Annotated in this window: 20 protein-coding genes; 9 read left to right on the top strand and 11 right to left on the bottom strand. The window is 41.8% G+C overall.

Annotation, left to right across the window (positions count from 1 at the left end; all coding sequences use genetic code 11):
• Positions 1-246 precede the first annotated feature (246 nt).
• The 5 genes from IPI59_05470 to IPI59_05450 form a co-directional block, all read right to left on the bottom strand.
• The gene (locus IPI59_05470) at positions 247-3,006 is read right to left on the bottom strand and encodes a T9SS type A sorting domain-containing protein (GenBank protein ID MBK7526999.1); all 2,760 of its coding nucleotides are present in this window, start codon (positions 3,004-3,006) and stop codon (positions 247-249) included.
• Positions 2,982-4,463 (bottom strand): hypothetical protein, encoded by a 1,482-nt coding sequence (locus IPI59_05465; GenBank protein MBK7526998.1) that lies wholly within the window; start codon positions 4,461-4,463, stop codon positions 2,982-2,984. The genes IPI59_05470 and IPI59_05465 overlap by 25 nt, the downstream gene beginning before the upstream one ends.
• 572 nt (positions 4,464-5,035) lie before the next feature.
• The gene (locus IPI59_05460) at positions 5,036-5,716 is read right to left on the bottom strand and encodes a PorT family protein (protein ID MBK7526997.1); all 681 of its coding nucleotides are present in this window, start codon (positions 5,714-5,716) and stop codon (positions 5,036-5,038) included.
• A gap of 197 nt (positions 5,717-5,913) precedes the next feature.
• Positions 5,914-6,696, bottom strand: a complete 783-nt coding sequence (surE, locus tag IPI59_05455) for a 5'/3'-nucleotidase SurE (protein MBK7526996.1) — start codon at positions 6,694-6,696, stop codon at positions 5,914-5,916.
• A 129-nt stretch (positions 6,697-6,825) separates the two neighbouring features.
• Positions 6,826-7,626, bottom strand: coding sequence for a segregation/condensation protein A (locus IPI59_05450; GenBank protein ID MBK7526995.1), 801 nt, complete (start codon positions 7,624-7,626; stop codon positions 6,826-6,828).
• A gap of 324 nt (positions 7,627-7,950) precedes the next feature.
• On the opposite strand from IPI59_05450, the gene IPI59_05445 reads away from it, so the two are divergent.
• The 6 genes from IPI59_05445 (at position 7,951) to IPI59_05420 (ending at position 11,784) form a co-directional block, all read left to right on the top strand.
• Positions 7,951-8,568: a DUF177 domain-containing protein gene (locus IPI59_05445; protein ID MBK7526994.1), complete on the top strand. Its 618-nt coding sequence runs from the start codon at positions 7,951-7,953 to the stop codon at positions 8,566-8,568.
• 129 nt (positions 8,569-8,697) lie between these two features.
• Entirely contained in the window at positions 8,698-8,901 is a 204-nt protein-coding gene (gene rpmF, locus IPI59_05440) for a 50S ribosomal protein L32 (GenBank protein MBK7526993.1), read from the top strand.
• A 170-nt stretch (positions 8,902-9,071) separates the two neighbouring features.
• Positions 9,072-10,097, top strand: coding sequence for a ketoacyl-ACP synthase III (locus IPI59_05435; GenBank protein ID MBK7526992.1), 1,026 nt, complete (start codon positions 9,072-9,074; stop codon positions 10,095-10,097).
• A 63-nt stretch (positions 10,098-10,160) separates the two neighbouring features.
• Complete coding sequence (gene efp / locus IPI59_05430; protein ID MBK7526991.1) at positions 10,161-10,727, top strand: elongation factor P; 567 nt, start codon at positions 10,161-10,163, stop codon at positions 10,725-10,727.
• 231 nt (positions 10,728-10,958) lie between these two features.
• Positions 10,959-11,291 carry a carboxymuconolactone decarboxylase family protein gene (locus IPI59_05425; GenBank protein MBK7526990.1) on the top strand — a complete coding sequence of 111 codons (333 nt, stop codon included), beginning with the start codon at positions 10,959-10,961 and terminating at the stop codon, positions 11,289-11,291.
• A gap of 145 nt (positions 11,292-11,436) precedes the next feature.
• A complete protein-coding gene (locus tag IPI59_05420) occupies positions 11,437-11,784 on the top strand; it encodes a hypothetical protein (protein ID MBK7526989.1) in 348 nt (115 codons plus the stop codon).
• Positions 11,785-11,844: 60 nt separating this feature from the next.
• On the opposite strand, the gene IPI59_05415 is transcribed toward IPI59_05420, so the two are convergent.
• From IPI59_05415 to IPI59_05400, 4 genes are all read right to left on the bottom strand, one after another.
• Positions 11,845-12,291, bottom strand: a complete 447-nt coding sequence (locus tag IPI59_05415) for a RidA family protein (protein MBK7526988.1) — start codon at positions 12,289-12,291, stop codon at positions 11,845-11,847.
• A 28-nt stretch (positions 12,292-12,319) separates the two neighbouring features.
• Entirely contained in the window at positions 12,320-12,877 is a 558-nt protein-coding gene (locus IPI59_05410; protein ID MBK7526987.1) for a rhomboid family intramembrane serine protease, read from the bottom strand.
• Between the two features lie 130 nt (positions 12,878-13,007).
• Positions 13,008-13,868, bottom strand: a complete 861-nt coding sequence (locus tag IPI59_05405; protein MBK7526986.1) for an OmpA family protein — start codon at positions 13,866-13,868, stop codon at positions 13,008-13,010.
• 100 nt (positions 13,869-13,968) lie between these two features.
• The gene (locus tag IPI59_05400; protein ID MBK7526985.1) at positions 13,969-14,844 is read right to left on the bottom strand and encodes a tetratricopeptide repeat protein; all 876 of its coding nucleotides are present in this window, start codon (positions 14,842-14,844) and stop codon (positions 13,969-13,971) included.
• A gap of 261 nt (positions 14,845-15,105) precedes the next feature.
• On the opposite strand from IPI59_05400, the gene IPI59_05395 reads away from it, so the two are divergent.
• Both IPI59_05395 and IPI59_05390 read left to right on the top strand, forming a co-directional pair.
• A complete protein-coding gene (locus tag IPI59_05395) occupies positions 15,106-15,681 on the top strand; it encodes an RNA polymerase sigma factor (GenBank protein MBK7526984.1) in 576 nt (191 codons plus the stop codon).
• A 244-nt stretch (positions 15,682-15,925) separates the two neighbouring features.
• Positions 15,926-17,521 carry an outer membrane beta-barrel protein gene (locus IPI59_05390; protein MBK7526983.1) on the top strand — a complete coding sequence of 532 codons (1,596 nt, stop codon included), beginning with the start codon at positions 15,926-15,928 and terminating at the stop codon, positions 17,519-17,521.
• A 213-nt stretch (positions 17,522-17,734) separates the two neighbouring features.
• Here IPI59_05390 and IPI59_05385 read toward each other — a convergent pair whose 3' ends face one another.
• Positions 17,735-19,063, bottom strand: coding sequence for a UDP-N-acetylmuramoyl-tripeptide--D-alanyl-D-alanine ligase (locus IPI59_05385; GenBank protein MBK7526982.1), 1,329 nt, complete (start codon positions 19,061-19,063; stop codon positions 17,735-17,737).
• A 358-nt stretch (positions 19,064-19,421) separates the two neighbouring features.
• Here IPI59_05385 and IPI59_05380 point away from each other — a divergent pair, with 358 nt between their 5' ends.
• Complete coding sequence (locus IPI59_05380) at positions 19,422-21,152, top strand: dynamin family protein (GenBank protein ID MBK7526981.1); 1,731 nt, start codon at positions 19,422-19,424, stop codon at positions 21,150-21,152.
• A gap of 101 nt (positions 21,153-21,253) precedes the next feature.
• On the opposite strand, the gene IPI59_05375 is transcribed toward IPI59_05380, so the two are convergent.
• The gene (locus IPI59_05375) at positions 21,254-23,710 is read right to left on the bottom strand and encodes a gliding motility-associated C-terminal domain-containing protein (protein ID MBK7526980.1); all 2,457 of its coding nucleotides are present in this window, start codon (positions 23,708-23,710) and stop codon (positions 21,254-21,256) included.
• Between the last annotated feature and the right edge of the window lie 206 nt (positions 23,711-23,916).

Genomic DNA, 23,916 nt, shown 5'->3' with positions numbered 1-23,916 from the left:
TAGCCTGGCCAACCAAAATAATACGTAGCAATTTCCGGAGAATGGGGTTTTAAAGCCTTTCCATCTTTTTTTAACCGACCCTAAAGTCGAAGAAAACAACGCTATAGGCTGCCCACAAAAATTGCAGCCAGAATACCGGGGGCGTTTGACCTAATTTATAGGTTCTATAAAACAAAAAATCACCCAAACATTTGTTTGGGTGATTTTTTGCGCATAGTTTAGCTAAGAAGTAGTTTATAAGATAAACTATTTGCTTACAACTATTTTTTGCATAGATGTTTCGCCATTACTTGTTATTATTTGCGCAGCATATAAGCCATTTGGCAAATCGCTTACATCTAAATAGCTAACAAAGGTCTCAGCTACAACTTGCGTCTGTACTTGTTTGCCACTAAGGTTAAACAATCTAACTTCAACAAACGAACGGTTCGACATAATGGTAAGTTCATGACTAACGGGGTTAGGATATAACTCAACCGCGAATGATTCGTTAACAATTTCACCATCTTCTTTACAACTTGTACCGCCGTTAAATGTTTTAGAACAGCCACAAGCACTAATTGTTACCGTATAGTTGTTGCAGTTATGGTTTACTATTAACACTTTAGTAGTTTTTGTAGCCGTAACCGGACCTCCGGTTATGCTATAAGTCCATGAATAGGGCTTGCAACTCATTGCAACAGTGAAAAAGTCAATTTTTTGGTTCCCATCTCCACCACCTAAAACAACTCCCACGGTTGGGTCGTCACTAATGGTTACATTTACAACCGAAGGTAAGGTGCAAGGACCAGCGTTACCGGCCGGAGTGCTGCCACATGCCGAACTTAGCACATAACGCCTTAATACTTTATAGGTACCCGGAGATGACGGCGAAATATTGTTTGTTCCCCAGCTAACTCCATTATCGAAACTGTATTGGGCAGTGAAGCCGGCAACTGCAGGTAAGGTTGGTACGGTAAACGGCTGGCTGTTACAGGTACTCGTAATAGGGGGTGTGGCCGGAATAGTTGGGAATACCACCGCATTTACAACTGTTGGCAAGGTGCAAGGGCCTGCATTTCCTGCCGGAGTGCTACCGCACGCAGCACTGGTAACATACCTGCGCAGTATGCTATAACAGCCCGGCGTGGTGGGAGAAAAATTGCTTGTTGTCCATGTACTTCCGTTATTGTAACTGTATTGTTCTGTAAAGCCATTAAAGAATGGTAGGGGCTGGACATATAATGCCGAAGCGCAGGTATTTGTAACCGCAGGAGTGGCTGGAATAGTTGGGAATATCACGGCATTTACAACTGCGGGCAAGGTACAAGGGCCTACACTTCCTGCCGGAGTGCTGCCGCACGCAGTATTAGTAATATATCGGCGCAGTATGCTGTAACAACCCGGCACGGTAGAGGGCGACATAGTGCTTGTTGACCACGTTGACCCATTATCGAAACTGTATTGCGCTGTAAAACCAGTTACAAACGGAAGCGATGAAACAAATAATGCTGTACCACAAGTATTTGTAACCGCAGGTGTGGCCGGAATAGCTGGGAATATCCCCGCATTTACAACTGTGGGCAAGGTACAAGGGCCTACACTTCCTGCCGGAGTGCTACCGCACGCAGCACTGGTAACATACCTGCGCAGTATGCTGTAACAACCCGGCACGGTAGAGGGCGACATAGTGCTTGTTCCCCAGATAGCTCCATTATCGAAACTGTATTGCGCTGTAAAGCCGCTAAAGGCTGCAAGAGCTGAAACCGATAATGCCGAGCCACAAGTATTTGAAACCACAGGCGTAGCCGGAATAGCTGGGAATACCGTTATACCAACGGGGCTGCTTATATCCATACAAGCTGTGCCAGGAGAATAGTCCCACGGGGCATTTGTGCCATCTGCATCAGTAATATTTCGGTAGTCGGTAACGCCGGGCGTAATAGTGCCCAATCCATCAGCACCATCGGCAGGTATATCGCGGTACGACATGCCTATAATATTATAACAGGCCGGGGTTAACGAACCAGTAGAAAACGAACCGTTTGAAGAGGTCGCCATTACAATATTGGCAGGGTTTACAAGCAAGTATAAGTAAAAATAATCTGTAGCAGGGCTTGGTGCGCCGTTATTATTTCCCTGATAATCGGGGGCGGGGTAGGTTGGTGCTCCGAATGCCCCTGTGGATGTGCCCTGGCATACAGTTAGGGTGCCGGGTGGGGTTAAATTGCCTGCATTTGCCGTACAGCTTGCCGGGCAAACAATATTAAAGGTATGGCTATATGAGCCTATTCCTTCGGGGTCGAGGAGGATATAGTAAGTGGTGCCAGCGGTAAATGACATACTGCCATAAATTCCGGGTGAATTGATATCGTCAATACAAGTCCATCCGGAGCTATTGCAGCCGCCTGAGGCTATTTTCCAAAAATAATCAACATAGCCACCGCTTGATGCCGTTACATTAACCTGATGGATTCCTGTGGAGGTAGCAGTAAACGAGTAAATGCGCTCTTGCCCGGGGGTACCATATAAACACGAGTATGGGTTCCAGCTGGCACCGCTGCCCAAGTGGGTAGAGGTTACACTTGAGCCACAGCTAAGCGTACCCGCCAAGGGGCTGCAAGGGTCGTAAACTGCCGGGCAAACAATATTAAAGGTATGCGATGAAGCGCCCGATGATTCAGGGTCGAGTAAAAAATAGTAGGTAGTGCCGGCGGTAAATGACATACTGCCATAAATTCCGGTTGAGTAAATATCGTCAATACAAGTCCATCCGGAGCTATTGCAACCGCCTGAGGCTGCTTTCCAGAAATAGTCTATATAGGTACTGTTATTATTTGCCGTTACATTAACCTGATGGATTCCTGTGGAGGTAGCAGTAAACGAGTAAATTTTTTCTTGCCCGGGGGTAGTAAAACCACACGAGCTTGGGCTCCAGCCACCCGAGCCGCTATGCGAAGAGGTTACACTTGAGCCACAGCTAAGCGTACCCGCAAGGGTTGCTAAGGGTCGTAGCTTGCCGGGCAAACAATATTAAAGGTATGCGATGAAGCGCCCGATGATTCGGGGTCGAGTAAAAAATAGTAGGTAGTGCCGGCGGTAAATGACATACTGCCATAAATTCCGGTTGAGTAAATATCGTCAATACAATTCCATCCGGAGCTATTGCAACCGCCTGAGGCTGCTTTCCAGAAATAGTCTATATAGGTGCTGTTATTATTTGCCGTTACATTAACCTGATGGATTCCTGTGGAGGTAGCAGTAAACGAGTAAATGCGCTCTTGCCCGGGGGTGCTCCAACCGCAGGCACTTGGGCTCCAGCCGGCACCCGAGCCGCTATGCGAAGAGGTTACACTTGAGCCACAGCTAAGCGTACCCGCCAAGGGGCTGCAAGGGTCGTAGCTTGCCGGACAAACAATATTAAAGGTATGGCTATATGAGCCTGTTCCTTCAGGGTCGAGTAAAAAATAGTAGGTAGTGCCGGCGGTAAATGACATACTGCCATAAATTCCGGTAAAGCCAATATCGTCAATACAATTCCATCCGGAGCTATTGCAACCGCCTGAGGCTATTTTCCAAAAATAATCAACATAGCCACCGCTTGATGCCGTTACATTAACCTGATGGATTCCTGTGGAGGTAGCAGTAAACGAGTAAATTTTTTCTTGCCCGGGGGTAGTAAAACCACACGAGCTTGGGCTCCAGCCGGCACCCGAGCCGCTATGCGAAGAGGTTACACTTGAGCCACAGCTAAGCGTACCCGCCAAGGGGCTGCAAGGGTCGTAGCTTGCCGGGCAAACAATATTAAAGGTATGCGATGAAGTGCCCGATGATTCGGGGTCGAGTAAAAAATAGTAGGTGGTGCCGGCGGTAAATGACATACTGCCATAAAATCCGGTAAAGTAAATATCGCTAATACAAGTCCATCCGGAGCTATTGCAACCGCCTGAGGCTGCTTTCCAGAAATAGTCTATATAGGTGCTGTTATTATTTGCCGTTACATTAACCTGATGGATTCCTGTGGAGGTAGCAGTAAACGAGTAAATGCGCTCTTGCCCGGGGGTGCTCCAACCGCAGGCACCTGGGCTCCAGCCGGCACCCGAGCCGCTATGCGAAGAGGTTACACTGGTGCCACAGCTAAGCGTACCCGCCAAGGGGCCGCAAGGGTCATAACCGCCGCCGCCGCAAGTTACGCAGCGCCAAACCATAGTGTGGGAGTTAGAATTAGTAGTACAATTATACTGATTAATTAAAACCTGTACCTGGCCGGTAAACGTGGCCGTCCATAAAATTTTGGATACAAGGCCACACAAATCATCAGAGTAACATAAATTCGTCCCACCCGTATTGCGCAAAGTTAATTGTGTGTCGCTGGTGGGGTTGGTGGCACCATCAACACTGCACATCGACCACTCGTATTGCATACCCGAGGTTACATTAAAGGTGTTGTATTCGCCTGCAAAAGTACCTGAAACTGCCGACACAAAAGTGGTTGAGGTGGTTGACTGTACAGCTCCCCAAGAGGATCCTCCTGAGCACCCACCGCCAAGCATTGGCGGACTGGGCTTGTAAAGTGTTTGTGCTTAACAGCAAACCCATAAGGGCAATGCAAAAACAGGTAAGTAAAAACCTGTGTTTTGGTACCCATGTGCCCGCAACGGCATCGGGGGTAAAAACCAATAATTTGCGAAGGTAAGTAGCGTTTTCTCATATTGTTTACATCTATAATTAAAAATTTGTACTTATGTTAGACAAAGATAGGTTAATTTTTGTTAAGTATTACTCTTTAAAATATTTTTTACTGAACTCTTGAGGGACTTTCGTCGGCATAAAGACATTAGTTTTCCGGAATCAGGAAACTCCGTGCACATAATTCCTTAAAATCTATTCCGGAAATTGTAAAGCGCGGGGCTGTTTAACCTTCAAGTTGGTTGGTAAATGAGGTCAAGGGCGACACAATCAATCAATCAATAAAGAAAAATAAAAAAAAACGCTTACGTAGCTAAATACTACCTAAGCGTTTAAATGACTAAAGTAAAAAATATTAAAAAAACAATTAGTTGTCGCTGCCAAGCAGGTAGCTTATGCCAATTTGCAAGCCGGCGGCACCTGGGTGGGTAGGCGTGCGGTTTGCTGGTGTTTTAGTATCGGGGTTTTCAATATCACCAAAGGCGTAGTCGAAGCGCAGCATGGTGTGGCCTAAAATTTGGTCGGTAAATTTAAATTGCGCCCCAAAGCCCATCATAGCGGCAAGTGCCGAGCTTTTGAAGGTATCTTTAATATCTTTATCTGCCGATGAGGTAACGCCGTCCCAGTAGCTATAGTCGCCGGTAGCACTGCTTAAAATGCCGTATTCTATACCGGCGTTAAACAAAAAGCAAACGCCATTATTGGGGTTCGAATTGGCTTTTACTACAAAAGGTATTTTTATGTAGTTAAGTTTGGCCTCCCACTCGAGGGTTTTACCGCCATTTACGTATTTGGTGCCTTGTGGCGAAAACAATACGCCTGTATAGAGCCCTACACTGTTGGTAAAATTATAGCCAACGGTTAGCCCGCCGCCAAATTTAAAAGGCACTTTAAAATTAAGTTCGTCGCCGGCGGCAAAATCGTCGTCGTTTACTAAGGTGGTTGCCTGAGGAAAAACACGCAAACCAATTTCAAGTCCTTTTTGGGCAAAACAAGTGCTATAGGTAGCTACGAGCAAAAAAGCAATTAAAAGGTAGTTTTTTTTCATGTTTAAATTATTTTTTAATTGATATAAATTTTTGAACAAAAATAAAGAAAAATGATATGCCTTGTTAGGCTTAACAATGGATGTTTTTAAAGGCTACACGGTTGCATTTTAAGGAAGTGGATAAAATATATCCGGAAAAAATTGAATTTGCTTTAAGTTAAGCAGGTATAAAATTTTGCAAATTTAATGATGCTGTCTTACCATTGTTCGTTTAAATAGTGAATATCGTTATAGGCTGTTAAATCGTACTGCACGGGCACCACCGAAAGGTAGCCATTTTCGAGGGCAAATACATCGGTATCGGTTGCTTTGGGTTCAAGGTTAATAAATTTTCCGGTTAACCAATAATATTTGTTGCCTGTGGGGTCTTGGCGCATAATAAAATCTTCTTCCCAACGGGCGTATGCTTGTCGGCAAATTTTATAGCCTTTAATTTCGTCGAGGGGTAGTTTTGGAATATTTACATTCAACAAATTGCAAGGGGGCATACCATTATTTAAGGCCAGGCCTAAAATGCGGTGCACCCACACCTCGGCAGCGCTTAGGTCGGCGTCGGGGGCGTAATCGAGTATAGAGAACCCAATGGCCGGTATATGCTCCATAGCTGCTTCCATAGCCGCCGACATGGTTCCAGAGTATATTACATTGACCGAGTAATTGCTTCCGTGGTTAATGCCCGACAAACAAAAATTGGGTTTTTGAGGTAATATTTTATCTACTGCTAATTTAACACAATCAACTGGTGTGCCCGAGCAGGCATAGGCTTCAATATTGTTGCCAAATACATCGAGTTTTGTTATTCTGAGGGGTTGGTTAATGGTTATGGCGTGCCCCATTGCCGATTGTGGCCTGTCGGGGGCAACCACCACCACGCGGCCCCATTGTGCGGCAACGTTTGCCAATACCCTAATACCTTTGGCGGTAACGTCGTCATCGTTGGTAATTAAAAATAAACGGTCGGGATTGTAGTTTGCTTGCAAGGTAAATTAATAATGTGGGTGGGTTAATCGTTTTTAATTGAGTGCAAATGTAATAAAGGTTTGTTGGAAATAGCTATTTTAAATACAATGATTAAACTTTATCAATTAAGTAGTTGAAGGGTGATAATTTTATATTTCCGGTTCATTTCCGGATTCAGAATTGGGTGTTTTATCAGTTTCATTATCAGGTGCGGCTATTTTAAAATTGTTAAATCCAATGCCAACCTGTAATTGCAGCAGTTGCTCTTGGATAAGCTCGAGCAGGGCTAAAAACCTAAAAATAGCATGGAGGCGGCTTTGGCAGTCTGAAAAAATTTGTTCAAAAGGCAGAGGTTGCTGTTGGTGGGCAAGTTTAAATGCTAAATGGTTTAAGTGTTTTTTTTCGTCTTCAATTGAAAAGCTAAAGCGCACCATTTCGACCCGCGGCTGGTTTAGACGGCCTTCGTACTGTTGCAATAGTTTTTGAAAAACCTGTAGCAGTTTGTATAGATTCAACGCTTCAAGTTCGGTTTCGGTATTAAATTTTTCGGCGATATAGGCTTGTTCTTCGGCGGCATTGCCACGGTTAAAGCGCAGACTTTGTGTTTCGGCCATGTTTTGTAGCGTAGCTACCAAGGCTTTATATTTTTTATATTCTAATAGCCGGTCAATTAATTCTTGTCGTGGGTCTATGGGCTCGCCCGCTTCGTTTAGCTCGCGGCGGGGCAACAGCATCCGGGCTTTTATATGCATTAGGGTTGCGGCCACTAAAATAAACTCGCTGGCTAATTCAATATTAAGCAATTCCATATCGCGGATATAAGCCAAAAAATCTTCGGTTAGTTTGGCAATTGGAATATCGTAAATATCTAATTCGTCGCGTTCAATAAAAAACAACAACAAATCGAAGGGGCCTTCAAATTGGTCAAGTTTTATTTGGTAGGTTTCCAATAAGTTGTAATTTTGACTTGTTTTTGGCAGTTTAAGCAGTGCAAAGGTATTAATTTTAGAGCTCGAACGGTTGTTTTTTTTTAAAAATTAGTAAAGGGTAAGGTCATATCCTTAAACACTTTCAAAGCTCCGGAAAATAAGAGCGTAAAGCTAAAAACTTTTTTTTTAGCTCTTAATTGAGTTAATTTGAAGCACAAAATGGAGACAAATTGCCCATTGCGAAAATTTAATCTGCTCAAAAAGCGCAATTTTCCGGATAAAACCTTATCTTTGCAGCCAATTTTTTTGAATTGCTGTTTTCACACAACCAAATAACCGCGTTCCTTGAAACATCCGGAGGAAACTTCGTTACTGCTTAAACCTTTTTTAATACAGTTTTCGGGCTTAAAAGAAGGTATTCACCACTTTAATTTTAAGGTGGACGATGCTTTTTTTGCCTGTTTTGAAAACTCGCCCATTGAAAAAGCCAATTTAAACGTAGCACTCAATTTTAATCGCCGCCTTAGTTTTTTGGAATTAAACTTTACAATTACCGGCCTGATTTACTGCGAGTGCGACCGCTGCGCCGACCCGCTTGACCTTGCCGTGGACGAAAAATTTGAACTGCTTGTAAAATTAGTACAACACCTGCCTGCTAATAATGACGACCCCGAAGTGTATTACCTGCACCACGAAGCAAGCGAAATAAATATTGCCAACTGGGTTTATGAGTTTGCCGCCCTTTGTTTGCCCATGCACAAAGTACACGAAGATTTGCCCAACGGAAAATCGGGATGCAACCCTTCGGTAATTGCCTATTTAGAAAACATAGAAACACAACAAAACAAACCAACTGCCGCTAAGAAGAAAAACAACAACAACAACAACAATAAAGACAATCCGGAAGAAACAACAATTGACCCGAGATGGGCAAAACTAAAAAATTTATTAAATGAAGACTAAGGTAAAAATCTGCCCTATCTTTATTTAGCCCTTGTAAAAATATATATCCGGATGCCTTTGATACCTCCGGCAACCAAATACCGAATTTTTAAAATATATACAACTAAAAAAATACATACTTAATACATCATGGCACATCCTAAGCGAAAAATATCGAAAACACGCCGCGATAAGCGCCGCACCCATTACAAAGCCGTTGCCCCTACTTTATCGGTATGTGGCCATTGTGGCGCAGCCGTTTTGGCACACCGCGTTTGTGGCGAATGTGGTTTTTACCGCGGTCAGCAAATTTTTGCAGTGAAACAAAATAGTGGCGAAAATAGTGGCGAGTAATTTTTAATTTTGTTTAAATATTACTCGGCGCATAGTCATATATTGTTTTTTTAATTTTATTTTTTCTTTTACTACCGTTTTTTGCCAATCTAACTAATAAATAGTCAAGCAATTAACGAGTAGTTCGTTTTTTTTATATATACTTACTTTATTATTGTTGTCCTTGTACTATGCCTAAAACGTTTGCAGCCATTACCGGCGTTAATGCCTTTTTACCAAACTACGTGCTAACCAACGACGAGCTTTCTCAAATGGTTGAAACCACCGACGATTGGATAAAAGAACGTACAGGCATAAGCGAACGCCGCATTTTAAAAGGCAAAGGCTTGGCTACCAGCGACATGGGGGCCGAAGCAGTGCGCGGGCTTTTAGCAAAAAAAAACCTACAACCCACCGACATTGACCTGTTAATTTGTGCAACGGTAACTCCCGACATGGTTTTTCCGGCAACAGCCAATATTATTTGCGACAAAGCAGGAATAAAAAACAATATAAGTTTTGATATTGCCGCCGCTTGCAGTGGATTTGTTTTTAGCTTGGTAACGGCATCGCAATTTATTGAATCGGGCAGGGTTAAACGCGCTATTGTAGTTGGAGCCGACAAAATGTCGTCTATTGCTAATTACCAAGATAGGACTACCTGTATTCTTTTTGGCGACGCCGCTGCCGCCGTTTTATTAGAAGCCTGCGATGAAACAGAAAATATAGGCCTTATCGACTCAATACTTAAAACCGATGGCTCGGGACGGGTAGCTTTACACCAAAAGGCGGGTGGCTCGCTAAACCCACCTAATTTTGATACCGTCTTAGCCAACGAGCATTATGTTTATCAAGATGGGCAAACTGTATTTAAGTTTGCCGTAAAAGGTATGGCCGATGTTGCCGAAGAAATAATGCTGCGCAACAATTTAACCGGAGATGATGTACAATGGTTAGTGCCACACCAAGCCAACAAACGCATTATAGATGCTACCGCCCGGCGCATGGGTCTTTCGGATGCCAAAGTAATGCTAAATATTCAAAAATATGGCAATACCACAGCGGCAACCATCCCGCTTTGTTTATGGGAGTGGGAACCCCGCCTTAAACGCGGCGATAATATAGTTTTGGCAGCCTTTGGCGGCGGTTTTACTTGGGGCGCTGTATATTTAAAATGGGCATACGATGGCAGCGATAGTCAAGCAGCAGCAACGTAACTCATAACCAAAACAGTAAAATACAATACAACTAATTTAATTTAAAATATTATACTACTTACTATGGCATCTACAGCCGATTTTTTTAACGGCTTTACAATGGAATTTAAGGGCGACCCTTGGCAAATTGTAGAGTTTCAGCACGTAAAACCCGGAAAAGGCCCCGCTTTTGTACGCACCCGCCTAAAAAACCTAAAAAATGGCAAAGTAATTGACAACACTTTCCCCTCGGGGCACGCCATTACCGAAATTCGCATTGAGCGCCGCCAATACCAGTTTTTATATAAAGACGATATGGGCTACACCTTTATGAACAACGAAACATTTGACCAAGTTTTGTTGCAAGAGGCATTAATAGATGCCCCCGAATATTTAATGGAAGGTCAAAACGTTGAAATTGTATTTTACGCCGACAATGACGAACCCCTTCTTTGCGAACTTCCCCCGCACGTTACCCTTGAAGTTACCTATACCGAGCCCGGCGTGCGCGGCGATACCGCTACAAACGTAACCAAACCTGCTACATTGGCATCGGGTGCTACTATACGGGTGCCCATCTTTGTAGAAACAGGCACTAAAATTCGCGTTGATACTAAAACCAAAACCTATTTAGACCGCGTTAAGGATTAATCCCAAACAAATAAATAATAAACAGAAACAGAAAAATATTTGGAGGCAAATTTTAATTGGCGAGATACATGCTGATTGATTGATGGATAAATCCGGATAAGATATGCACTGTTTGACTATATTTGCCATTTTTTCCGGAAATTGTACTTCCAAATCCGGAAAAAATGGCATCTTTTTATCACTGCTTGTCCTTAAATTATTATAAACAAACTATTTTTATCCGACCAAACAATGCAAACTTATTACAACCCGGCCGACCTGGCAAAATTTTCTAAAATTGGCGAATTTGAACCGACTCTGGCCAAAAAATTTTTCGATTATTACGGCGAAGTATTTAAAGAAGGGGCGCTAACCGAGCGCGAAAAAAGCCTGATTGCTTTGGCCGTAGCCCATACGGTGCAATGCCCTTATTGTATTGATGCTTACACTACCGACTCGCTCGAAAAAGGTGCCGACGAAGCCCAAATGATGGAAGCCATCCATGTAGCGGCAGCTATTCGCGGTGGGGCATCATTGGTGCATGGCGTTCAAATGATGAACAAAGCTAAATCTTTAATGATGTAAGAAGCAAGATAGGGGTTATTTAGGAAACAATATCGTAATGGTGTAGTTTTTGTTACCGCTTTTTTATTCCGGATTTTTTTAGGTTGATTTTGCTGAAATCAACGCTTCTTTTGTACTGCTAATCGAATTAATTTAATTATTGCTAATGCGCAAATTTGAACATAAATCGCAGCCGGTTATACGCAACCGTGCATTTTTAGGGCGCTTGTTTTGGCATTTTATGGCATCGAGTGCATTTTTAGCTTTTTCGTTGGGTTTGGGTATGGTAGGTTACCGCTTGTTAAACCTATCGTGGACAGATGCATTTTATAATGCTGCTATGATTTTAACCGGAATGGGGCCTACCCCCGAGGCCGGACAAACACACGCATGTAAAATTTTTACCGGATTTTATGCCTTATACAGTGGTTTAGCTTTTTTAGCCATTGTTGGCCTGTTAATTGCGCCGTTGTTGCACAGGTTATTGCATAAACTTCACTTAGAAATAAAGTAAGAAAAAAAGTGTATGCACTGCAAGTCAATAAAGATTGAACCGCTACCTTGCCCATAAAACTTAGTCGTCAATAACGGCAATACATTTTAGTTCAATGGCAATAGGGGTGGGTAGGCTATTTACCTCAACAGTTGTACGGCAGGGTGGGTTAGGGCTGTCTTTAAAATACTGGGCATAAATAGTATTAAAAGTGGTAAAATCGCGCTGCATATTGACCAAAAAAACAGTTATATCCACTAAATTGTTAAAATTTGCACCCGAGGCGGCCAAAACAGCTTTTACATTTTGAAACACAGAATGGCACTGGGCGGCAAAATCGAACTGCATAAAATTGCCGTTTTTATCGAGGGTTAAGCCCGGAATAGTGGTGCTGTCGTTGGGGTCGCGGGGGCCAATACCCGATAAAAACAGTAAATTGCCCACCCGGCGGGCGTGGGGGTAAAGTCCTACCGGTTTAGGGGCATTTGCGGCGTTAATTACAGGTGTTTTATCTTCGGGAAAGGCCATGTCAAATATTTAGTTTTATTATTGGCAATTAAAAGCGGGGCTTAACCAAACTGCGGCCAAAAACGCTGCCTGCCACACCGCCGGCTATATGTGCAAACTGAGAAATATCGTCGCTTTCTAAGGAGCCAATTACTTCTCGGCCTAAAAATAAAATGGCAACCAAAATAAAGGTAAGGGGTATTTCGCCCTCTACAATATTTGTAAACGAGCTTAACAGTATTAACATAAATGCGATACCGCTTGCCCCCATTAATCCGGTAGAAAAAAACAAGCTATTAACTAATCCGGTAAGAAGAGCAGTGATGACCATCATTTGGAGTAAATTTTTCGAGCCGTATTTCTCTTCTAAAATTGGGCCAATTAGCAGAATGATAGTAAAATTAGACAATAAATGCGTAAGGTCGGCGTGGCCGGCAACGTGCGAAAACAACCTAAAATAGGTGAGTGGGTTAAGCCAGTTTGGGTGGGGGTAGTTGGCAAAAAGTCGCTCGTTTAGGTCAGGCATTACCGTCATACTTAGGCCCATAACAGCCAAACAAAGGATAGTAAAATTAAGTATTACTGGCGAGTTATAGGATATACGCATGATTGATTAGTTAAAGTTGATTAAGGAAACAAATAGTGTCGCTTGTGAAAATACTACCCTCATAAACAGGTACAACATGCTATTTAGTTTCAAATAAAACTTCAATAAAGTATTTTATGTGTTTCTTGTTTTATTCGGGCAGGCCTTTGGGGCTAAGCAGGTCGTAAAACTGGTCCATTTTAGGTAAAATAATGATACGGGTACGCCTGTTAATGGCTTTATTGGCTTCAGAATCGTTGGCTACTAAGCGGTTAAACTCGCCCCGGCCGGCAGCTATTAGCCTATTGGGGTCAATTTTGTAGGTATTTTGTAGTACCCTTACTACCGAAGTGGCGCGTTTTACACTCAAATCCCAGTTATCGTCTATGCAGGTTGTTTTAATCGGAACGTTGTCGGTATAACCTTCTACCATTACCTCTAATTGGGGATTTTTTTCAATAATTTGAGCAATTTTACCTAATACTTCGTTGGCTCGGTAAGTTAGGTTATGGCTTCCGGTTTCGTATAACATTTTATCCGACAAGTTAATAAATACCACTGTTTTATCAACTTTAACTTCAACATCTTGGTCGTCTAAACCATTTTTTAAAACCGATTTAAGATTGACTGCCAAAGCAAGATTGATCGAGTCGGCTTTGGTACGGGCATTCTGCAAATGATGAATGTATTTGTCTTTTTGCTCAAGTTGTTGCAGGGTTTTTTTAATATTTTCGTTTGCCGACTGCGACAAAATGGTTAAATCGCCAACTTGTTCAAATTGTTTATCGCGTTGCGTTTTAGTTTCTTTAAGTTGTTCTTTTAGATCGCCAACTTGTTCTTCGCGGGTATGTAATTGGCCGTCTAATTTATTGCGTTCTTTTTCGCAATCGGTTAGTTTTGTACGGGTGGCTTCTAAAGTTGCCTTTAAATTGCGGTATTTGCGTTTGCTTACGCAAGACGGTGCGGCAAAAATTAAACTAAATAATATTAAAGATAACAATAAACTACGCATGTTAATTAAATAGTTAGGGGAATTAAATAAGATTATTACAAAATGAATTAAATGAAATTACGGCTCCGGCAAAGATACTAAAATAAAAGGATTTTGAACCTTAAAAGTCCTGTTTGTTTGCTAATTTTTTTAACCGGATTAAGCGTTGAGGCTGGGTCGCAACCAACCAAACATCGGCACTAAGCAATTCATAGGCTTTGGCAAAATAGGGCTCGGCTTCTTGGTGTTTACCTTGTGCGTGTAAATATTCGGCTATTTCTTCAAAAACATAACCATCGGGCAATAGCTGGTGTTTTTCACCAAATTTTACCAATTCTAATTGCTCGTCAAGTGCTTGTTTGGCAAACCCTAATGCGCGCCAGGTGCGGGCTACGCTCCAGCGGGCTATTAAAATGGTATTGCTTGGATGCTTGTTTTGTGTGCGCCAAGCCAGGCCTTGCTCAAAAAATTCTAAGGCTTGTTGGTAGTTTTTTTGTTCAAAATAAGTCCAGCCAATATTATTATAAAGCGTTCCCAACCATTGTTTGGCTTGGGGGTTGGTACTTTTTTCGGCCAATGTAAGGGCGTGTAAATTCCATTCTAATTGTTGTTGTGGGGTGGGGGCGGCAATACCCAACATGTGGGCAGCATCAACGGCAAAATTGTCAAATTGGTTGGTGGTAGCTATTTCAAGAGCCAACGTAAATAAAGGCATGGCCGTTTGTGGCTCGCCCGATGAGTTGTAGGTGCGGCCCCGCTCGAGCAAATACCGTATTTGCACTAAGGGCAAACTTGAGAATAACGGATTGTTTTCAACTTGATTTAACAGTTGATGTGCTTGCTGAAACTGCCTTTGCAGGGAGTAAGTGCGCGCAATTTGAGTTAGCAGTTCTAAGTATTTATCCGGATATTGGTTTTGAATTTCCGGAATTAATGCTTCCATCCGGACTTGCGTTGCAACCGGGTCGTCAAAATTCCATAATTTATCTATATTCATTTTTTTAGTTTTATTATATAATTTTGTGAAAATAATAATTTTGTATCATAAATAGTCTTGCACCAAATTAACTGCATGTTTCAAATAAAAAACAGTAAATTTGCACGCATCCGGAGATAAAATTACAAGTACTTAACAATAAAAAAGTGTTATATTGCGTTAAAAAGTTTGCATTTTTTTGTTTCATTATTTTTGTAATTGGCAACCCCTACCGCAAAATTTGCGTATTGACATTACAAAATTAGAATTTTCGGTTTAACAATGGATATAGCTTTACCGTTGCAAAGCAGCAATTTAACCGATGAACTATTGGCCGGATGTGTTCGGCAAGACCGCCTCTACCAAAAAAGGCTGTATGAGCTTTTCTATGGCAAAATGATTGCACTGTGTTTGCGCTACAGCAACGATTATGAAGAAGCCCGCGATATTTTACACGAAGGTTTTATGAAAGTGTATAAAAATATTGCCCAATACCAACCCCGCCACTCGCTTGAAAGTTGGATCCGCCGTATTATGATTAATACTGCAATAGATCATTACCGGCGCAATCGGAAATTTCAAAAAGATTTAGACTTAGAGCAGGCCCAGCACCACGTAGAACCTATAAATAACCATATCTTGGGCAAACTTACCGCCGACGAAATTATGCTTTTGGTACAAAAACTAACACCTGCTTACCGAACCGTATTTAATTTATACGTAATTGAAGGATTTAACCATGCCGAAATAGCGAAAAAACTGAGTATTAGCGAAGGAACCTCAAAATCGAACCTGGCAAAGGCAAGGGCCAAATTACAAGTTATGATACGCGAAGCTTACCCCGGATTTTTTAGATAAAATAAAAAATTGGCATTGTTTTTTCTTGTCCTCAATTAATACCTTAAAAAAAATATTATTTTAACGCAGCCTTTTTTATAAAAATTCGTATATATACTTACCTAACTCACTTACTAATAAACTGATTTAATATAAAACAAACAAAAACAGCATTATTTTTTGCTTTCCATCAGTTTAAATTACACTATACCCAACTTACCAATATTAATAAATTTACTCCATTTGCTGATACCTAAATACGTCTATGCACCAAGACTTCGACAATAACAACAAGGCCTTTGACAACCAGTTAAGGCAAAAATTGCAGCGACATGAAATGCCCTTTAATGCCAATGACTGGGACATAATGAACGCGCAGTTAAACGACTCTGCATCGCCGCGTGTGGGTGCCGGAGGTAATTGGGTTAAGCCCATAGTAGTATTTATAGTTGGGGCAACCTTAATTTCGGGGCTGTTTACTGGTTATTACTATTTATCAAATTTAAGTAACGACAAACAAACACCCTCAGCAATACAATCGCAATCAACCATTTCGAACCCCACAGATAATACTAACGCTGCTGTTTCTAACGACAAAAACAGCAATAACACCCCTGTTAATATTAATAATAATGTGGGTAGCCAAACCCAAGCAAACAACAACAATGCCGAGCCTTTATCGGATGCTTCGGCTTCGGTAGGTTCTAATAAGGGCAATACTGCCAATAATATTAATAATTTAAACAACAATAAGAATAGTTTAGCCACTGCAAAAAAACCAATTGCCGTTGCTTTTAACAATAACAATTTAATCAATAATATTAGCAAACGCAACAATGACAATGCTAATGCTAATGATAAGAACGTAATTATTGTAGGCAATGAAAACAACAGCCAGTTACCTGTCGCAGCCAAAACAATAGTAAAAGATGAGATTGCTTTAAAAACAAATCCGGATGAAAATATAAATAATACCGAAATCAAAATATCAAATTCACAGGATATAAATAAAATCGCTGGGCAAACTAATATTGACGCTAACAATTCCTTACCGAACAGCCAAACTACTACAACGCCAACAGCAACAACAATCAACACTTTGCAAAACGCAACCGAGCCTAAGCCGGTAACTTCAACTTTTAAATCGTCGGCAAACAATAAAAATAAATCTAAAAAAATTAAAAAAACACCCCATTCTTTTAATCAACAATTATGGGTTGGTGGCTATGTTGCCGCCGACGGAAATACAGTAGGTGCAATAGAAAACCCCCAAGCAGGTTTTGCCTTAGGCGGCTCAATAGATTGGCGTTTTGCGCAACAAATAAGTTTAGGTATGGGCTTATCGGTAGGGCAAAAAAGATTTTCCCCATCTGACTATATCCTTTTACCCGGAAATCAAACAGCCAAATCCATAGCAAATTTTACTCTGTTAGAAACCCCCGTTTGGCTTAAATACCATTTCCCCGATTTTAAACGCCCATGGTACCCATTTGCCGCCGCTGGTATATCGGTTTATTGGCCTTTAAAAGAACGGTTTGTTTATTCGGGCTTAGACGATGTAGCCGCTTTCCAAATTGCCAACAACTACAACAGCCAATCCGAACTTTCAAGTACCGACAATAAACTATTACTTGACATTACCAGTACAAAACCTTTTAACAAACCCATATTCGATATTTTGCGCTTCGAAGCAGGTATTATTTACGCATGGAACAAAAGTACCCAAATAACATCGTCGTTACAAGTACATACAACTGCCCAAAAACACCGCTTCGACAGGTCGTTGGCAAATGCCATACCCAATAGCAATAAACACTTTACAAGCATTGGTTTGCGTGTAGGTGTTACGCATAGGTTATAAATTAAAATAAAATAGTGCTAATTTTAAACAATTACAGCCCTGCCGATATACCGTTGATGTTTGTTGATTGCAGCAACTTGAAAAACATACAGAACAAATAGAAACCAAACAAAAACCTCCGGATATAGTACCTATTTTTTATGATTAGGTATTTAATCCGGAGTTGTCGTTTATTGGGGGGTAATCTAACGGAAAGTGGATTTTCGTCGTATCTTACGAAGTAATAATAGTTTCGAGGTGCATACCGCGCGAACCTTTAAGTAAAATCAACGCATTGTTTAATAAAGGGGCAGTTTTCATCCATTGGGCGGCATCAACTGCCGAGGTAAAATGTTCGCATAAAAATTTGCCTTTCGCTTTTCCAAATTCGTTGCCAACCAATACCACATTTTTAAGTTTAAGCTCGCGTAACAACTGTATAATATTGCTGTGTTCGGTCTTAGCCTGGTCACCCAACTCAAACATGTCGCCTAAAACAAGCCATTTATTGGGGTGGTTCTGCGCCGCAAAACTGCGTATTGCCGCCTCCATACTGGTAGGGTTGGCATTGTAGGCATCCAAAATATAAGTATTGGTGCCAATTTTCCGTATTTCCGAGCGGTTGTTCGTTGGGCAATACTGCTCTATGGCTGTTACTATTTGCTCGGGTGGTACATTTAAATGAATACCCAAAGCTATGGCAGCTAATACATTTGTAAAATTATAATTTCCTACTAATTGAGTATTTACGGTGGTGGGTGTAACGGTACCATGCCTGCGATGGTGGTTTTGCGATGCATACCAAACCAACGATAATGCAGGCACCGACTGGGTAATTTGTGCATGTACCCTATACCACGATTTTGTGCCGTAATCAATAGCATTTTTAAAAAAGTAACCCAATTTTGCCACTCTAATATCTTCCATGTTTAAAAACACCTGCCCGTTTAAGCCATCTATATAGTCAAATAGTTCGCCTTTGGCTTTCATTACCCCCCCAATATTGCCAAACCCTTCTAAATGGGCTTTACCAATATTAGTAATTAGGGCCATGTTTGGTTGGGCAATTTCGCAAAGTTGGGCAATTTCGCCGGGGTGGTTAGCGCCCATTTCAATAACAGCAAACTGGGTATTGGCTGGCATGTTTAGCAAAGTAACCGGTACACCAATGTGGTTGTTTAAATTGCCTTTCGTGGCGTAGGTGTTTAAGGTTGTAGCTGCTACTGAAGCAATTAGTTCTTTAGTCGTTGTTTTGCCGTTTGAGCCAGTTAGTCCTAAAACTTTTACGTTTTTTAGCTGCCTCCGGTGGTAGGTAGCCAACGATTGCAAAGCCGTCAGGGTATCCTCTACCAAAATACAGCGTTCATTTAACACAAAATCAGCATCATCAACAACAGCAAAAGCGGCGCCCTGATTTAAGGCTTTTTCGGTAAAACTATTGCCATTAAAATTGCTACCCTTCAAAGCAAAATACATATTGCCCTCCTGCAAATTGCGAGTATCGGTAGTAACGCCGTTAGAGGTAGTAAAGTGTTGGTAAATCTCCCCGATAGATAAAGTCATGATTGTTTAAAAAAGTTTTGTAGCCTTTTTGGTTTTCACAAATACGCCCTCTTGCTTCATCTTGCCCATTAGTCATAATAAAAGACGGCTTAAAAAATAAAAGTAACATCATTTGCGAATTATTTTGCCCTTGTTTTTTATTATCGTGATTTAATTATCCGGATAGTCGAAATAAATTATTTTACATACATAAAATATATCAAACAAACTGATGAACTTAAAATTCGCAATAATATTTATCCGGATTATGTTTTTCGTTACCTTTGTCCGTATAAATGGTCTTAATTTATGTCGAGTTGGCATAGCATAATCCATTTAAACAGGCAAACAAGTAAAATTAACCATATACGCACTAACCATGAGGCCGCACCATCTACTCGATACACAATTTGAGCAATACACCACCCTAATTGACGATTGCTTTAAAGAACTGCACGCCTTAACAATTGATGTTGGCAACCAACCATTAGCCGCCACTGTAAACGAAATAAGGTCGCGTTTGGGCGAGCCTTTTTTATTTGTAATTGTTGGTGAAGTTAAGGTCGGAAAAAGCAGTTTCATAAATGCCTTGCTCGAAACAAATGAAGAAGTATGCAAAGTTGCCCCCGACCCCTGCACCGATATCATCCAGCAAATTGTTTACAGCGACCAACCCGGAGAGCTAACCATTAACCCGTACCTTAAAAAAATTATGCTGCCCATATCTATTTTGCGCAAAATTGCCATTGTAGATACCCCCGGCACAAATACCATTGTTGAACACCATACCGAAATTACCGAACGGTTTATTCCGATTAGTGATTTAGTAATTTTTGTTTTTGAAGCAAAAAATCCCTACCGCCAATCAGCTTGGGATTTTTTTAACTTTATCAGCGTGGAGTGGCAAAAAAAGGTAATTTTTGTGCTGCAACAAGCCGATGTTATGGAACCCGCCGACCTTGAAACCAACCGACTGGGCTTAATTGCTCAAGCCGAAAAACGAGGTGTTGCCAACCCGCAGGTGTTTTGTGTATCGGCTAAACGCGAACTTCAAGGCCAACACGAAGCATCCGGATTTGAACCTATGCGCGATTTTATCCGCCATACCGTAACGGGTGGCAATAATCTGAGGTTAAAACTGCAAAGCCACATAAATAATGGCAATAGTGTTTTGCGCAATTTAACCGATGCTATTCAACTGCGGCAACGCCAGTTCGATAGCGATTTTGCTTTTCGCCGCCGCGTTAACGCCCTTTTAGAAGGCGCAGGCGAAAAATCGGCAAGGCAAATTGAAACCTTAGTCGCCGGGCTGCTTAAAGAATATGATACCCGCACCACCGATATTAAATCTGAATTTGAAGCCGGATTAGGCGTTTTTACCCTGCTTAAAAAATCGTTCCTTTCTATATTTGGCAGCGGCTCAAGCCTCGAAGAATGGGCTAAAGGCATAGCAGCAAGGGTTCAGAACGAACTAAAACCCGCCCTCGACGAAAAATTGTACGCCGGCGTGCGCAATGTAGGCGATGGGGTAAAACAAATGGCCGAAATTATACACGCCGAAATAGAACGCCACGAAACTATTTTACAGGCCAATCACCAAATATTTGGCGATATTGCCAACAAACGCATCGAAAAATTAGAACAACTGCAAGCAGGTTTGCACGATTTGGCTAAAAATTTTGAAGCTTTTGTGCGGCAGGATTTAGGCCAAAAAAGTGCCGACTTAGTGCCCGGATTGGCAACCGGTGGCGGACTGGCTATTGTAGGAGGGGTGCTCGCTACGGTAACAACAAGCGTTGCCGTTGATATTACCGGAGGGGTTTTGGCAGCTATTGGCCTCGGTGTGGCGGGCGTAGTAACCCTGGTACAGCGCAAACGCATTGTAAATGAATTTACCACTGAAATTGCCAAAGGACGCAATAATTTATCAGAACAAGTTACCGACAAATTGCTTGCCTACTCGCACGAAATACGCCAGCGCATTGACAATAGCTTTTTAGAGTTCGATGCCTTTATGAAAGAAGAGCAAAATGCAATTACCAATTTATCAAACCGAAATGCCGCCGTGCAAAAACGTTTTGATACGATAAAAACCGACCTGAGTTTGTAACAAAACAATTTCGTCAATTTGGTTGATTTATTTGTTTGTTTTTGTTGGCGACTTGCCCTTGTTTATTCATCCGGAGATAAAAGTAAGCATAACTGCTGCTTCTACCTAATCAACGAAACATTGCCATTTAATTGGTGGGTTTTTCCGTTGCCATCAACAGCAATAACATACCAGGCATAAACGCCTAACTCTTGTAACTGGTTATTATAGTAGCCGTCCAAACCCTCGTTTAGGTTTGCCGTAGTAAACATGCGCTTGCCCCAACGGTTATAAACGGCAAATACTAATAATTTTTCGATATTAAGGTGTTTGGCAATGGCAAATTTGTCGTTTATACCATCGTTATTTGGGCTAAAAGCATTGGGTAAAATAATATTGGCAGGGTCAATTGGTGGTAGCACAATAATGGTCAGCGAGTCGGTTTTGCCACAGCCAAGTTCGTTTTGGGCAGTAAAATAATAAGTGGTTGTTGTATCGGGTAGGGCAGCGGTAGCAGCCTTTTGTGGGTTAAACAAACTGCTGTTTGGCAGCCATTGATATTGAGCGGCATTGGTATATTGCGCATTTAGCCAAGCGGTATCGCCTTTGGTGATGGTGATGTTTTGCCCCGCCTCAATATCCGGATAAGGAAGTACGGTAACAATAATGGTGTCTTTAAAATCTAAACAATCGGCTTTAACCGATACGTAGTATTGTGTGGTGGTACTTGGGTAGGCGTAAGTAGTACCTCCGGTTGGGTCGCTTAAAAATGCTGGTGGTTGCCAGTTTGCCGTACTGCTGCCAAATACTTGCAATAATGCTGTGTCGCCTTGGCAAATACTTATATCGTCGCTGGCGCTAACAGTTTGGCTGGTTAGTACAAAAATGGTAAACGTATCAATTACCGAGCAGCCTAAACTATTCTCGGCATAAAGGGTGTAGGTAGTGGTTTTTACTGGCGCAAGTGTTATGGCGTATTGATTTTCAAGCAAAATGAGGCCGTCTTGTTCTTGCCATTTTAAGTAATCAATATTGCCATCGGCAGAGGTGGCGTAGCTAAACGATTGGCCAAGGCAAATAGTAGCATCGGGCTGTGCCTCAATTTTTGGGGTCGGAATAACGTTTACGGTAACCGTATCAAAATCAACACATTGAAAACCGCTTTCTACATATAGATAATAAGTGGTAGTTTGGTCGGGACTTATGGGCACATCAAAAGTATTTACAAGGTCAAGGCCATCATCGCTTGTCCAGTGTAAATAGTCAATAATGCCATCGTAGGGGCAATGCAGGGTAAGCGATGCGCCTAAACAAACAGCGGTATCGTTGCCAGCCTTAGCAACGGGTATTGGGGTTACTAAAATGGTAATGGAGTCGGTGGCTTCGCATCCGGTTAGAGGGTCAATAATATGTAAGCCAAACGTGGTAGTTTGGGTGGGGGTGGCTATGGGGGTTAAGCTGCTGGGGTCGTCTAAAAATTCGGGGGTCGTCCAGTTCCAGTCGCCGCCAAAAACTTCGCCTACAAGTTCAACGCTTTCGCCAAGGCAAATAACGGTATCTTCGAGGTATTGTAAATTGGTACTGGCAATTACAATATCGCAATCGCCAACATTAAACTGAAAATCGCGCATATTGGTACTTAGCCATTTGCCATTGCGGTACTCCGAAACACAAATACCTACCACAAATTGCCCCATTTTATCCGGATATGCTTTTAAAAGCCCCGAAACTGGGTCAATATTCATTACAGGGGTACCGCCTAACTGGTCTGCCGCCGAGTAAGGGGGCTTCCAAGGTATATTGTCATAAGGTGGGTCGGGCACAGTAACGGGTTGCGGGTTAATACTAGATGCCCCTTCGTAGGGGTCGCAAATAAAATAAACCAAGCTATCTCCGTCGAGGTCTTTTGCCGAATGGTCAAAAATTAGCGGGTTATCAACGCAAATAATGATGGGGGGGTAATTAATAAATTTGGGCGAGCTATTGTCGCAGTTTTTTTTGTCTTCGTACTCCGATACATGCAATAAATACGTGCTGCCGGTTTGGTCGGGGTTGTAAATATTTACAATAGTGCTGTTGCGGCAACAGCGTTGATACACAATATCGAAGCCCCCTTTTTCGTAGGGCAGTTTGATGGTTTCTTTATACAGTGCCCACTCTACACAAACATCCGGAATATTAGAAATGCAGGTGCCATCAACTGTATTGGGCGCTAATTGACTGCTGCCGTAATATACACTGGGGTTTTCAACTACTATGCCATTTTCATCAAATATGGTTAAATACGCCGGGCTGTCGAAAGGGGCACCCGCACTATTACAGTCGCGGTAAATAACCATATTAATTTCAATCTTATCGTCCTCAACACAATTATACCACATTTCGCCGCCAATTAAATGATAAGCCCAAAGGCTTTGGGTACTTATACAGCCCATTGACAAGCAAAACAAAAAATAAAATATAATACTTAAAAACTTGCCTGCGGTACTGTTTTTACCAGTAAGGGCAAACAGGTGCGATGCTTCTGTTTTGGGCAACAGCATCCGGATAAAAAAGGGGCGGGTAAAGCTTTTATTCATAATTATATCTTTTTATATCGAATTGCGCCGATTTAATTTGAGTTTGTTGGCAGTAAATTTTTAGCTGGTACGTAATCAACCTATAAAAATAGGTATTTTATTGCCGAAATGGTTGTATAAAACAAAAAAAAACTTAAAAATTTTTAATTTGCTTGTCGCAAAAATAACAAATACGAATACCATTGCGCGGTATGAAATAGTTCGGA

It is taken from the genome of Sphingobacteriales bacterium, from assembly GCA_016706405.1.
GTDB lineage: Bacteria > Bacteroidota > Bacteroidia > Chitinophagales > UBA2359 > BJ6.
Note: the sequence above shows the minus strand (reverse complement) of the source record. Positions and strands in the feature narration are given on the sequence as shown.